The sequence below is a fragment of the Caldicellulosiruptor morganii genome (genome assembly GCF_026810225.1).
Lineage (GTDB): Bacteria > Bacillota > Thermoanaerobacteria > Caldicellulosiruptorales > Caldicellulosiruptoraceae > Caldicellulosiruptor > Caldicellulosiruptor morganii.
Window position 1 is genome coordinate 180,489 of the sequence record NZ_CP113865.1, and the last position, 12,758, is coordinate 193,246.

The 12,758-nt window shown below is 36.4% G+C and carries 13 protein-coding genes and 1 pseudogene; 11 read left to right on the forward strand and 3 right to left on the reverse strand.

Annotated features, from left to right (window positions below):
• Window positions 1-411 precede the first annotated feature (411 nt).
• Window positions 412-597 (reverse strand): annotated as a pseudogene (locus tag OTK00_RS00830) (transposase); the annotation flags it as partial.
• A gap of 323 nt (window positions 598-920) precedes the next feature.
• On the opposite strand from OTK00_RS00830, the gene OTK00_RS00835 reads away from it, so the two are divergent.
• A complete protein-coding gene (locus OTK00_RS00835; RefSeq protein ID WP_052670774.1) occupies window positions 921-2,207 on the forward strand; it encodes an HD domain-containing protein in 1,287 nt (428 codons plus the stop codon).
• Between the two features lie 29 nt (window positions 2,208-2,236).
• Window positions 2,237-2,797, forward strand: a complete 561-nt coding sequence (locus OTK00_RS00840; protein WP_045168478.1) for a hypothetical protein — start codon at window positions 2,237-2,239, stop codon at window positions 2,795-2,797.
• A 285-nt stretch (window positions 2,798-3,082) separates the two neighbouring features.
• Here OTK00_RS00840 and OTK00_RS00845 read toward each other — a convergent pair whose 3' ends face one another.
• Window positions 3,083-3,658 carry a Uma2 family endonuclease gene (locus OTK00_RS00845; protein WP_045168477.1) on the reverse strand — a complete coding sequence of 192 codons (576 nt, stop codon included), beginning with the start codon at window positions 3,656-3,658 and terminating at the stop codon, window positions 3,083-3,085.
• Between the two features lie 321 nt (window positions 3,659-3,979).
• Here OTK00_RS00845 and OTK00_RS00850 point away from each other — a divergent pair, with 321 nt between their 5' ends.
• The 9 genes from OTK00_RS00850 to rimI all read left to right on the forward strand — a co-directional run bounded on the left by OTK00_RS00850 (window position 3,980) and on the right by rimI (window position 12,599).
• Window positions 3,980-7,390, forward strand: coding sequence for an Ig-like domain-containing protein (locus OTK00_RS00850; RefSeq protein ID WP_307188837.1), 3,411 nt, complete (start codon window positions 3,980-3,982; stop codon window positions 7,388-7,390).
• A 64-nt stretch (window positions 7,391-7,454) separates the two neighbouring features.
• A complete protein-coding gene (locus OTK00_RS00855) occupies window positions 7,455-7,703 on the forward strand; it encodes a hypothetical protein (protein ID WP_045168475.1) in 249 nt (82 codons plus the stop codon).
• Entirely contained in the window at window positions 7,696-8,112 is a 417-nt protein-coding gene (locus tag OTK00_RS00860; RefSeq protein ID WP_241765416.1) for a PIN domain-containing protein, read from the forward strand. Before OTK00_RS00855 ends, OTK00_RS00860 begins: the two co-directional genes overlap by 8 nt.
• Before the next feature lie 83 nt (window positions 8,113-8,195).
• Window positions 8,196-8,561, forward strand: coding sequence for a 6-carboxytetrahydropterin synthase QueD (queD, locus tag OTK00_RS00865; RefSeq protein ID WP_045168474.1), 366 nt, complete (start codon window positions 8,196-8,198; stop codon window positions 8,559-8,561).
• Window positions 8,554-9,324 (forward strand): GTP cyclohydrolase FolE2, encoded by a 771-nt coding sequence (folE2, locus tag OTK00_RS00870; RefSeq protein WP_045168473.1) that lies wholly within the window; start codon window positions 8,554-8,556, stop codon window positions 9,322-9,324. Before queD ends, folE2 begins: the two co-directional genes overlap by 8 nt.
• 63 nt (window positions 9,325-9,387) lie before the next feature.
• Window positions 9,388-10,830: a hypothetical protein gene (locus OTK00_RS00875; RefSeq protein ID WP_045168472.1), complete on the forward strand. Its 1,443-nt coding sequence runs from the start codon at window positions 9,388-9,390 to the stop codon at window positions 10,828-10,830.
• A gap of 204 nt (window positions 10,831-11,034) precedes the next feature.
• Window positions 11,035-11,505, forward strand: a complete 471-nt coding sequence (gene tsaE, locus OTK00_RS00880) for a tRNA (adenosine(37)-N6)-threonylcarbamoyltransferase complex ATPase subunit type 1 TsaE (RefSeq protein ID WP_045168471.1) — start codon at window positions 11,035-11,037, stop codon at window positions 11,503-11,505.
• Window positions 11,486-12,142: a tRNA (adenosine(37)-N6)-threonylcarbamoyltransferase complex dimerization subunit type 1 TsaB gene (gene tsaB, locus OTK00_RS00885; protein ID WP_045168470.1), complete on the forward strand. Its 657-nt coding sequence runs from the start codon at window positions 11,486-11,488 to the stop codon at window positions 12,140-12,142. The genes tsaE and tsaB overlap by 20 nt, the downstream gene beginning before the upstream one ends.
• A gap of 1 nt (window position 12,143) precedes the next feature.
• Window positions 12,144-12,599 (forward strand): ribosomal protein S18-alanine N-acetyltransferase, encoded by a 456-nt coding sequence (gene rimI / locus OTK00_RS00890; protein ID WP_045168469.1) that lies wholly within the window; start codon window positions 12,144-12,146, stop codon window positions 12,597-12,599.
• Here rimI and OTK00_RS00895 read toward each other — a convergent pair.
• Window positions 12,596-12,721 (reverse strand): hypothetical protein, encoded by a 126-nt coding sequence (locus tag OTK00_RS00895; protein ID WP_268760804.1) that lies wholly within the window; start codon window positions 12,719-12,721, stop codon window positions 12,596-12,598. The genes rimI and OTK00_RS00895 overlap by 4 nt on opposite strands.
• Window positions 12,722-12,758 lie beyond the last annotated feature (37 nt).

A 12,758-nucleotide genomic window follows, 5' to 3' on the forward strand; every position in this document is an offset into this window, starting at 1 on the left:
ACAATTTTCTGGCACAGTCCCTTGTTTTTTTGGCTCTTTGTCAAGTAGTGGGGTGGTTATTCTGAATGCCCACCTTTTTAGCTTTTTCAAGCATGCATTAAATGTTATTAGTGTATATTATAGGTAATAAAATCTAAAAAACTAATACCACTCTCGCCCACTCATATAGTGGGTTTTTAAATATTCAGCTTTTTCAATTTATCTACCACAACTGTACAAAATCTTCTTCCTGAATCTTTCAAAATTCCTGTATCCAAATCCATCCTCTTAGGTAACCTTTATTTTGTTATTAAAACCATCAGTCGTACTATTTGTATGCCGAACAAAAAAATGCATTTTACTGTTTCCAAAAAACCAGCTTCTAAAAACTCTTACACATCTCATAAATTCAGAAAGTCCACTTCGCTTCTTCTACTCTCTATCCACTTTTTTAATACAAGTCTTGCTTCTTCTGAATTTACTTCTCTTTAACACTTTCTTAAATGCTTCTTTGAGCTGATGGGCTTTTCTCAAATCTTGGCTGCAGCAAAACATTACCTCTAATTCTTCTCTTAACACAGTTTCAAGTTCTTCGTAAGCCTTCGATAATAATTTCCTGCTCCTTTCAAAAGACTATACAAAATTACTTTCTAATTCTTCTTGTATCCTTTTTCTCACATTTTCTAAAGCCAAATAAACATATCGGATTGATATCTGTATACGGTTATTTTTAAATTTTTTAAAATACATTTTGTAATTACTACAAATTACCATATGAAATATTTTTTACAAACTCTTGACACTATGTACATAAAAATTATGTTTGAAAAAATTTATTCAATTTATTATAATAAAAATGAAGAACATATTTTCTTTTGTTGCCAAAAATTATGCTTTGTAAAAAATATTCAGGCAAACTATTTTGATAGTGGAGAGGCAAAATGAGTGCAAATGAAATCTATGAATTCAGAGATCCAGTTCATGGTTTTATTCAGGTTAATGATTTAGAGCTGAAAATCATAGATTCCTATCCATTTCAGAGATTAAGAAATATAAAACAACTGGCATTTTCCCATTACGTCTATCATGGAGCAGAACATTCAAGATTTGGACATTCATTGGGCGTTATGCATCTTGTTACAAAAGCTTTCAGGACAGTTGTTGAGAAGACAAATATTTTTGATATTCCTCGAAAAGAATGGTATACTCAGATATTGAGACTTATAGCTTTAATTCATGATATCGGACATGCTCCCTTTTCCCACGCTACAGAAGAGCTTTTTCCGGATGATTTGAAACATGAAGATTACAGTTGCATGATAGCAACTCAAACAGAGATAAAAGATTACATTTATGAAATTGGAGAGAGATTAAAAAAACTCTACGGTGAAGACTATGATATTACTCCTGAGCTGATTTGTTCTATATACAAAGGTGAAAATATAGAAAATCCTGATTTCATGTTTTTAAGAAAGTTTATGGACAGTGAATTAGACTGTGACAAGATGGATTATCTTTTACGAGATTCGCTTTACTGTGGTGTAAGCTATGGAAAATTTGATCTGGAGAGGTTAATAAATACTCTTACCATTTGGAAGAATGATGAAGGCATACTTCATCTTGCTGTTGAAAAAGGCGGAATGCACGCTTTTGAAGAATTTGTTTTAGCACGATATTTTATGTTTACACAGGTTTACTTTCACAAAACCCGAAGGTTCTTGGATAATATGCTTTTCTCTTTTTTGAAGTCTACTTTGAAAGAGGGTAAATATCCCAGAGATATTAATGAATTTTTACAATATGACGATGTAACAATCAGTAAACTTATCAGAGAAAAGAGCAAGGAAAATGAATGTGCAGAAAGACTTTTAAAGAGAAAGATAATGAGCTGTATTTATGAAACACCACCACATGCTAACAAAGATCAAGAATCTATCTATAACATTGTCAAAAACGAACTCAAACAAAAAGTTGGCGAAGAGAACTTGCTTTTTGATTCAGCAGACAAAATGATTCATCAGATACCTGTAAAATATGAACTTGATAGCGAAAAAGCAATCCCTATAATAGACGAGAAAAACAGAGAAGTGATGTCTATAAGCATTGCTTCAGAGGTTATAAAAAAGATGACTGAACCAATAAATATAAAAAGGATATATGTTACTGAGGATAAAAGAAAAGAGGCAGAAAAGATAGTAAATGGAATATTTAACAAAATGAAACATTAAAATTAGGAAGACAAGGGGGTAGCTACCTCATGAAAGAAAATAAAGACCTGATATTGTGGTATTTGATAAAAGAGTTAACTGACCATTGCTCATGTACCGGCAACAAGGTTGGTAAGAAATTTTTGCAAAAAGTGGTTTATTTGTTGCAGAGAAAGGGCTTAAACCTCAACTATAATTTTTCAATCCACTATTATGGACCGTACAGTAGCCAGTTAGAATATGATATACACAGATTAGAAATGAATGGTTTGGTAAAGATTGATCCAAAAGATGGATATACTCATGAAATAATTCCTGTAGAACTATCTAATGATGAAAAATACTTTAGCAATATTATAGAAACAATAGAATCAAAAGAGATTAAAGATTTAATAAAAAACTTGTCGAGCTTTAACGCTTATGAATTGGAATTAGTTGCAACAGTGGACTATGTGATAAATCAACTAAAAATTCAGGGTATGAATGAACTAAATAAAAGAGAAATTATAGAAAAAGTGAAAAGGTTAAAAGGAAGTAAATATACTGAGGAAAAAATAGGTGAAGTCATTAAGTTTTTGGAAGACAATGGTTTTGTAAAAATAGAAGTTTAAACAGATGAAGAGAATAAATTAAAAGGGATGCTTTTCAACCTTGTTCAATAGCTTGTTTTTATATATGCTCAATTTTTTCTGGTTTTTTATAACCAAGGGTGGGTATTTAATTTAGTCCGCCTTTTTTGTTTGGTTTCATTGTCAATCAGCTGGATAGATATACTTGAATGTCTATCTTTTTTATGCTTTATCAGAGGTAACCTTTGATTTAAAAGAAAAAATTGAAGGTAAAGATAAATTAAAGGGACTTGCCTCAATTTTTTGGCACAGTCCCTTGTTTTGTAATTATCTTATCACACAAAATATTTCATCAACATCCAAAATAAGATTGTCAAATACCTTTATTCTCATACCTTTCCTGTATTTATTAATAGAGCAGTACCTACCATTGATGTTATTACCGTAAACTTCAATGCACTCATTTGAAATATCAACTATCCAGTATTCAGGTACTTGAAATTTCTCATAAACAGAAAGTTTGATTGTTCTGTCACGGTGCTCTGTAGAATATGATAGTATTTCAACAACCAAGCGGGGAATTCCCCTGTATTTGGGTCCATGAAAAAGTTTGGTGTTGCAGCATATCATTACATCTGGCTGAAATTCATAAATTTCATTTTGATTTTCAAACACAACAGCAACATCGCTTGTAAAAACTTCGCACATGCCACCAAATCCCAGGTGATTTATAAAAGCCATTGCGATTTTGTTCTTTACCCTATCATGGTTTGGATGAGCAGGGGCCATAGAAAAGATAAAGCCATTGTCATATTCAATTTTAAATCGGGTTTCCTCTTTTTGGAGAGTCAAAAATTCTTCGTAGGTGTAATACTCATATTTGTTGGGAAAGCTTGTTTCCAATTTACAACCACCCTTGTTCACAATACAAACTTTTCTCTGCAATAATTATACCACAAACTTTTGACTCATTACAGAAGAAGTAACAGAAAACCTCAAATTTTTAGAGCAGTGAAAAAGTCAAATAAGTGTTGAAAAATATGAAAATTATCTTTTTGCTCTGGATAAAAAATTGCTAAACAATTTCCAATAAAGGTGATATAATATTCTCAATAGATTATTTTATAATTTTTCAAACCAATTTTATAAGGAGAGAAAAAAGAGATGCGCAAAGTATTGAAAAAATTAGCTATTTTTTTCATTTTAGTTTGCTTTACAATCAACATGGCTGCTTTTGCTGGCATAGCAGCAAACACCCAGGCTTATGAACAGGCAGCACAGGTGTTAAAACAAAAAGGTGTTATGACAGGAGATACAAAGGGGAATCTCAATCTTGACAGGCCTTTAAAAAGGTCAGAAATTGCAAAAATGATGATAATTCTTCTTGGCAAAAAGCCTCTGGCAGATTTTTATGCAAACCAGAAAAAATCATCATTCAAAGATGTTGCTTCTTCACACTGGGCGCTTGGCTACATAGAAGCTTGTAGAAATATAGGGCTTATAACAGGATATCCTGATGGAACATTTAAACCTGACCAGTATCTTAAAATGGAGGAGCTTACTGCAATTGTCATAAGATCGCTTGGTATAAAGGAAAACGAGCTGAAAGGGAAATATCCTTTAAACTACATCAGAAAAGCATATGATCTGGGCATTTATTCTGGCATAGAAGCAGAGATTGAAACAGGGAAGCTTGCAACACGCGGCCAGACAGCTGTGATTTTATACAATGCATTTTTGAACCAGTCCCTGAAAGAAGCAAAACCTGTTTCAATTGAAGCTATAGACAGTACAACCGTAAAAATCACATTCGACAGAGAACTAAAAACACTTGATAGGTCAAGTTTTGCATTTGACAGTGGCCTTTCTGTCCTGGATGTCAGATTTGCCGACTCAACAAAAAAGGTTGTTGAGATAAAGACTGCTACTCAGCAGGAAGGGAAAGAATACACATTTATTTATAAAGGACAAACAACTGCATTGAAATTTACATCAAAGGTGATTCCATTTGGTCTAAGTGAGGATATAAAGGCAGAAAACCTTAAAAAGATAGACATAAAATTCACAAAGGCAATTTCTCAAAGCCAGATTGATTCATTGCCAATCAAGGTATATGTCAACGACAAGGAAGATTCAACAGCAAAATTTGCAGTATCACAGGATTTCAGGACGGTAAGCATAGTCTTCCAAAACAAGCTAAATCAGGGTGACAGGGTTAGAATTGTAATTTCAAACCTCATGTCGGAAACCGGGCAGAGCTTTAGCGTCACAAAAGAGGTATCATGTATGGATACCATTCAGCCCAAAGTGGTTGATTTTAAGGTTATCAACAGCAAAAAATTTAAAGTCATATTCAATGAGCCGGTGGATAGCAGTTCAAATGGAAGTTTTAAGGTGTGTGATATAGCTTCTGCAGGTGCGACAATAAAGGTTGATGGAAACTACCTTTATGCTAAAGTGACACCGAAGTATGAAGAGAATGCAATCGAGATTGAAAACTACACACCGCTTTCAGATGGCAGCCACACAATAGAGATTTCTGATGCCAAAGATTTTGCAGGTTATAAAATGGTATATTATACAACCACATTTACAACAACTCTTGACAGAACAGCACCAAAGCATGTTGCTTTGAACTTGCTTGCAAATAATAGGCTGCAGCTTGTATTTGACGAGGAGATAAGGACAATTGATGGCAGCACTCCAACAGGAGAGTATGAAGTGTATCAGGCATCGGACAGCACAAACCATGCAATTGGTGCAAAGATAACCCTGCTCTCAGATGGGAAGACAGTTGACATTGCATTAAACCCTGCTTTAAAACTCGATGTCAGAGCGCTTGTATCTTTTGAGGTAAGGTACAGAAACGTCGAGGACTTACTTGGGAACAAAACTACAGAGTGGACTATAGTTTCCTCAAAAGCAAGTGATGATACAACAAAGCCTTCGGTGAAATCTGTTGAGGTTTTAGATGGAAATATCGTAAAGGTTACATTTTCAGAAAATGTCAATGCAAAGGACAGGGTATCTTCTTTCAAGCTTCTGTCCTCTGATGGACAAACAATTTTGGATCAAGTTGCAAAAAGTGTATCTCAATTAAAAGAAAATGACTATTCAACATATTTGGTTGAATTCAGCTCTCTTGAAAAAGTTAACGGTGGGTCATACATCTTAAAAATCAGTGGTATTGCAGATGTGTCTGTAAGGGAAAATGTAATGGATGACGCTGCTTTATCTTTTGATGCAAAGGATACACTGCCGCCGACAATCACAGCTGCAATTGCAAAGTATGACTCTGCTTCTGACAATGATAAAATAGACATCTTCTTCTCAGAGACAATGGATGTTGAGAAATTGAAAAACCTGAGCAATTACTTTATAGGAAATGGTACTGCAACAATACCTATCTCAAGCATCAGGGGTGCTAAAGTTGATTATATATCGCCTTCGGCAAACAGGGTGACAATTATTGTCCCGGGTGCTGACGACAGAACACCTGGAAAGTGGTCATCTGCTGGCGGTGTTGTTGACAGGCTTGCAGCACCTACTTTGACCGACACAGCAGGGAATTTCTTAGCCAATGCAACAATTGCAATGCCGTATTTGATTCTTGCCAACTTCAAAGGTGTATCACCGCAGGACATTGAGGTTTTGGCAATTGACAAAAACACAATCCAGATAAAGGCACTGAATGACTATATATTTGCATCGTTTGACCCGGCTTCGATAATGTTCAGAAATGCCCAGAGCACAACCAGCCTCAATGGCAATCCTGATAATGACAAAATTATAAGCCTTGGAATTGTAAGCTATGTAATTAGTCCTGATAAAAAGATGGTCACATTAAAAACAGCAGTTTCGCTAACATCAGATGCCAGAGCCGATACAAATGACACGGGCCAGGAACCCGAGGAGCTAAAGATCTATACAACAGGTTCAGGTATAAAAGACCAGTTTGATCAGGTACTAACTATTCCGCCTACCTTAGATGTGAACTTTTATCCGAATATAAAACTTAAAGACAGAATTTCATCGCAGCAGCTATCTATATCTGCTGGCACAGGTCAAAACTCTGATACCATAGTTGTTGCGTTTGATGAGCCCATCATGGCTTTGCCGGGGATAAACAGTACAATTCTGGCAGCAGGAATTGAGCTCAAAGACGGCAGCATAACCCTTTTGCCCGATACCGATTATACAGCCTATACACAAAACGGTGTGCTTTATATAAAAGTCAAAAAGCCAGGGATTGTTGACAGGTCAATTTCTGTTGAGATAAAAAGACCTGATTTGATTGTAGACTTAAATGGCAACCCGGCTGCTGCTTCAAAAGCTCAGGTTGTCGACCATGTGACAGAAAGAGTGGCACCTGATGTCTCAGCCGAGTTTTCCACAACTGATACAAGAAAGGTAAAGCTTACATTTTCAGAGCCAATGGACCCGGCAACACTTACTTCCCAGAACTTCTCCTGCGTTGCAGGCGGAAGTATAACAGGCTTTACAAAATCGCCGGATAACAGAGTGGTTGAAATAACATTTACAAACCCGCTGCCGCAGGGAAGCATAGTTAACATCTCACCAAATGTCAGGGACTTAGCAGGGAATTCTGTTTTAACGCAAGCTGTGAAGAAGTAAGCGAATTTGTGATATAATTGTATTTAGAAGAGTTTTTGCTTTATATCAAAGTGAGGTGTTTAAAATGATATTAGATGCCAGAGAAATAATTTCTGACATTGATAAATATATGAAAATTATAGAAAAAGAAGAAATAATACTACAAAAAGATGGCAGAAAAATTGCCAGAATTGTCCCGATAAAGAGAAAGAAGAAAAGATCAGACAATACAAAAGAAATTTTAAAAGCTATTAAAGAATTAACAGGAATTGCAAAGGAACTTAATATGGATGCAGATGCACTAAGAGAGGAGAGAATTTTAGGTAGTGATTAAGGTTGTTATTGATACAAACGTTGTTTTAGATTGGATATTAGGTAGAGAACCTTTTAAAGATACTGCTGAAAAAATGTTTGAAATTATAACACTAAGGGAAGATATAAAGGCATATGTGACTGCAAATAGTGTGACTGACATCTTTTATGTTGCTAAAAAAACAATGAAAGTTGACAAAATTAGAAATTTACTTCTGATAATATTCAAAAAAGTAGATATCGTAAGCATATTAAAAAGTGATATAATAAAATCATTAAAAAGTGACTATAAAGACTTAGAGGATGCATTACAAATTACTTGTGCTCTTAAGATACATGCAGATTACTTAATTACTCGTGATAAAGAAATGTATAGTAAAGAAATTAGAATAATAACACCAGAAGAGTTTATAAAAGTATTTTCCTCTTAAAACTCAAAAATAAAAAGAGGCTGTGGCAGTTTTTAAGCAGCCTCTTTAAATTTTACATTTTTTCAAAAAGGAGCGATTCTGCCATGCTTTTAAAAAAAATCTTCAAGTTTGATGCTGCGCACAACCTCACAAAATACCACGGAAAGTGCGAAAAGCTGCACGGGCACACATACAGGCTTGCTGTCACAGTCAAAGGGAAACTGGATGACCAGGACATGGTGATGGACTTTGCACTTTTAAAAGACATTGTCCAAAAAGAGATAATAGCTATTTTAGACCATGCATATCTAAATGACATAATCGAAAATCCAACAGCAGAAAACATTGCAAAGTGGATCTGGCAAAGGCTGTATGATAAAATCAAAGCACAAAACTGTGCTCTTTATGAGATTGAAGTCTGGGAAACAGAAGACAGTGGCGCTATTTACAGGGGTGAAGATGATGATTGATGTTCAGAGCCAGAAGGACTTTCGCGGCATCAGCATTCAAAAAGTTGGGATAAAGGACTTAAACTGGCCAATTGTTGTGATGGACAGGGAAAACAGGACACAGACAACCATTGCAAAGATCACAGCAGCAGCAGAGCTAAAAGGGGATATGAGAGGCACCCATATGTCGCGATTTATTGAAGCAATAGATGAGCTGAATATTGTAGGACCAAAGGAGATAGAAAGACTTCTTGACAGGATAAAGGAAAAACTTGACTCTCAAAAAGCCTATGTTCGCTTTGACTTTCCATATTTTATAAACAAAAGAACACCTGTGACAGGCACGCTCGCACCTTTGAAAGTTGACTGCTATTTTGAAGCTGAAAAAGCTGAAAAGTTTGATTTAAAAGTGGGTGTGATAGTCCCTGTTCATACACTGTGCCCGTGCTCAAAAGAGATTTCTGAGTATGGTGCTCACAACCAGAGAGCGTATGTGACAATTGAGGTTAAAATGAAGCGGTTTATGTGGATTGAAGAGCTTGTTGAGATAGCAGAATCTTCTGCCTCATGCCCGCTGTATTCCATACTGAAAAGACCTGATGAGAAATGGGTCACAGAGCGTGCCTACCAGAACCCCAGGTTTGTTGAAGACCTTTTGCGCGAGGTTGTGGTTAAAATCAGCGCTGATGATCGCATCAAGTGGTACAGGGTTTTTGTTGAGAGCATAGAGAGCATTCATAACCACAATGCATTTGCATATATTGAAGGGGAGAATACAAAATGATACAATTAAAGTAATAAATCGGCTTTTGAAAAAGCGAGGGAAGGTTTTAAAAACCGCATAATTATGAAAAAGATAAAGATATACACAAAAAGGCTGTGGATAAGCATTGCAGTTTTGACATTTGGAATCTTATTTATTATTCTCCTTGTAAAGTGCCTGACAGCAAAAAATGTTCCGCCCCAGCAGGACAATATAAGCTTTGTAAAAGAACTTTTTGGGCTAAAAGCGGCTCATCTTGTTGAAAGTGATATCAGGCTTGAAAAGCTTCCTGATGAGACTTTCATGTACAAGTACCTTTTTGAAGATGAAAAGTCGAAGTATGAAATCTATATGAAAGAGAACCGCTCGGTTGTTTACTTTAAAAAGTATGTGCCGTCAGATGCTGTGAACAGCTTTTCATTCAATGATGTAAAATCAAAAGCATTCAGGCTTCTTTACAGGCTTGCACCGTACACAAAGGGAAATGTTGACCTTTTTGTCACGCAGACAAAAGACAGATACATCTGCAACTTTTACCGTGTTGAAGGGGATAAAAAGGTACTGTCAAATGAGGCAGTGGTTGTTTTCAACAGGGACAATGGGGAGCTTTTGGAATATAGTATAAACTGGTTTTCAAATATAAACTTTCAATCTGGCAGCAGAAAAGGGAATGAAGAGGATAGGATTTTAAAGAGTATAAAGGTTGTGCCTGCAATCAGCAGCGATTCTTTTTTGAAGTACACTACTTTGAACAACATTCTCTCTTTAAAAGACCTTTACTTTGACTATGCAGAAGGCAAGGTCTTTCCGGATATCAATTTAAGCCCGAATAGATTAAACATCAAGGAGTTCAACAGCTATGTTGAGTATGTTAAAAAGAAGGCGTCGGTTGAATATGTCAAACTAAAATTTGGCAAAATTCTGAATATTCTTTCATCCGACCAGAGAAGGCTGGCATTTTCGGCATCTGAATTCAGGGTTGAACCCTCCGGTGGATATTCATACAAAAAAGATGGCTTGTACGGCAGTGTTGAAATATCTGCTGACAGGTTTGGAAATGTACTCAAAATGAAAGCAAACCTGAAGCCATCCGACAATATTAAAAAAATAGAAACAAAGGTTTTGAACGACAGAGCAGAGCAGCTTGTGCAAACCCTGCTGGGAAAGTTTGTCACAGCTAAAATGTATACTTTTGACAGCCAGAAAGAACACACCATCTCATACAGGTTTTATATTGGTGGTGCTCTGGTTATGGCAGGAAAGCTAAATATAACTTTTGACAGGCTCTCGGGGGGAATTACGTCGGTTGACTTTGACCTTGGGATAAGACCGGAGTTCTTGGAAAAGGTAAAAGATGTAAAAGATACAGACGAGTATCTAAAGCTTGTAAAGTCGAGCGGGTTTGAAGAGGTGTATGTATTGACAAAAGACTATGGGAAAGTGTATCTTTTTGAAAAGAGTGTGGATGCGCACCTTGCACTAAAACCCAAATTTGACCTGACATATCTTATGAATGCAGCAAAGTAGAAAAAGGCAGAAAAGGGTGATTTGCTTAAGATGGAGCTTCTTATCAAAAACGCCAGGATTCACACAATGGATAACAAAGGAGTAAGTCAACTACCCACCAGGTTGAGTGGGTGATTGTAAATGGGAAGGTTGTCTACAAAAAATAGACCTGTGAGCTTAAAATTCTAACACAAAAATTTTTGTAAAAAAGGATGTTTTGCTGCGATGAAGGAGCTAATTTCATATTCATACGAAGAAACACTTTCAATTGGCTACAAAATAGGTAAAAACCTTTTTAAAGGTGCAATTGTGACATTGCACGGGGATCTTGGCAGTGGCAAAACGGCAATAGCAAGGGGCATTGCTAAAGCTTTCATGGTAGATGATATCTCAAGCCCAACATTTACCATATTCCACATTTATGAAGGAACAATCCCGGTGTATCACTTTGACATATACAGGGTAGAAGAGGATGAGCTTGAAGATATAGGATATGAGGAGTATTTTTACAGCGGCGAAGGTGTGACTTTGATAGAGTGGGCGGACAGGCTGAAGAGGCTCTACCCTTTGGAGTGCTTGAAGATTACAATTCAGAAGATGGATGAAGATGTTCGAAAAATTATCATAGAGGGCATAGGGGAAGAATACAAAAAGATAGAGGATGTGGTTGAAAAAGATGAAGATTCTGGCGATTGAGACATCGGGAAGAGTTGCAAGCGTCTGCGTACTTGACGAGGGGAAGATTATCTCAGAGATAACTCTCAACACAAAGCTTGTTCACTCTGTTATGTTAATTGACCTTATAGACACAGTCCTTAAAAATGCTTCGATTGATATCTCTGACATAGACCTGTTTGCAGCATCAACAGGTCCCGGTTCATTCACAGGGCTGAGAATTGGTGTTTCAACCATAAAAGGGTTTTGCCTTGCACTCAGCAAACCCTGCGCTGCTGTAAACACTCTGGAAGCGCTTTGCTACAATTTTTATTTGTCATCGGATTTTTTGATGCCGATTTTAGATGCAAAATCCCAGAAGGTGTTTGCAGGGGTTTTCAGATTTGAAAATGGAGAGATTGTGACATATGAGCAGACTTCAATCATGTATATTGAAATGGCAAGAGAAATTGCTGAAAAATACAACCCTGTTCTTCTTGGTGAGGGGCTGGATGTGTATGACTTTTCACCTTTTAGAATTGCACCAAAGTTTTTGCAGTATCAAAAAGCTTCAAATGTGGCTATTTTAGCAAAAAGGCTTGCAGAAAAAGGAAAGATACTTTCTCACTTTGATCTTGTTCCGCTGTACTTAAAAAAATCCTATGCAGAAGGGAAATGAAATGACCTTAAAAGGTATTGTAAGGCGCATGACAGAAGAGGATATTGACAGTGTTTATGAGATAGAAAAGCTTTCTTTTTCTGTGCCGTGGAGCAGAGAAAGTTTCTTGGCAGAGATGGAGAACGAAAATGCCATCTATTTTGTCTACGAAGAGGACTCAAAAGTGTGGGGCTTTGCGGGGATGTACCACATAATAGATGAGGGGCATATAACAAACATCGCAGTGCATCCACAAAAGCGAAAACAGGGCATTGGCAGAGCGCTTCTTTCTGCCCTGCTTTGCTATGCAAAGGAAAACGGCATGGTTGCCCTCACACTTGAAGTGAGAAGCAAAAACATCCCTGCAATCTCGCTTTACAAAAGATTTGGATTTGAAGAAGCAGGGCTTCGCAAAAACTACTATACAAATCCACCCGATGATGCCATCATAATGTGGCTTTATATTAAAGATAATTAGAATCTACCAAGAAGGCTCACTCCCGTTCTGTATATCAAATTGGCAAAAGTTGTTGTGTCTTTTTCTTTGTATATGGTCATCTCTTTTTTCATTTTATCTAAAGCATAGTAAGAAGACTCCATCTTCTACAAGATGGAGATGAATTGCTAAAAATGTGGT

Excerpts from the sequence above, each read along its gene's own strand:
- OTK00_RS00875 (WP_045168472.1), top strand. The coding sequence starts at position 9,388 with ATGAAAAAGATAAAGATATACACAAAAAGGCTGTGGATAAGCATTGCA.
- rimI (WP_045168469.1), top strand. The coding sequence starts at position 12,144 with ATGACCTTAAAAGGTATTGTAAGGCGCATGACAGAAGAGGATATTGAC.
- tsaB (WP_045168470.1), top strand. The coding sequence starts at position 11,486 with ATGAAGATTCTGGCGATTGAGACATCGGGAAGAGTTGCAAGCGTCTGC.
- OTK00_RS00840 (WP_045168478.1), top strand. The coding sequence starts at position 2,237 with ATGAAAGAAAATAAAGACCTGATATTGTGGTATTTGATAAAAGAGTTA.
- queD (WP_045168474.1), top strand. The coding sequence starts at position 8,196 with ATGCTTTTAAAAAAAATCTTCAAGTTTGATGCTGCGCACAACCTCACA.
- tsaE (WP_045168471.1), top strand. The coding sequence starts at position 11,035 with ATGAAGGAGCTAATTTCATATTCATACGAAGAAACACTTTCAATTGGC.
- OTK00_RS00850 (WP_307188837.1), top strand. The coding sequence starts at position 3,980 with ATGGCTGCTTTTGCTGGCATAGCAGCAAACACCCAGGCTTATGAACAG.
- OTK00_RS00855 (WP_045168475.1), top strand. The coding sequence starts at position 7,455 with ATGATATTAGATGCCAGAGAAATAATTTCTGACATTGATAAATATATG.
- folE2 (WP_045168473.1), top strand. The coding sequence starts at position 8,554 with ATGATTGATGTTCAGAGCCAGAAGGACTTTCGCGGCATCAGCATTCAA.
- OTK00_RS00895 (WP_268760804.1), bottom strand. The coding sequence starts at position 12,721 with ATGGAGTCTTCTTACTATGCTTTAGATAAAATGAAAAAAGAGATGACC.
- OTK00_RS00835 (WP_052670774.1), top strand. The coding sequence starts at position 921 with ATGAGTGCAAATGAAATCTATGAATTCAGAGATCCAGTTCATGGTTTT.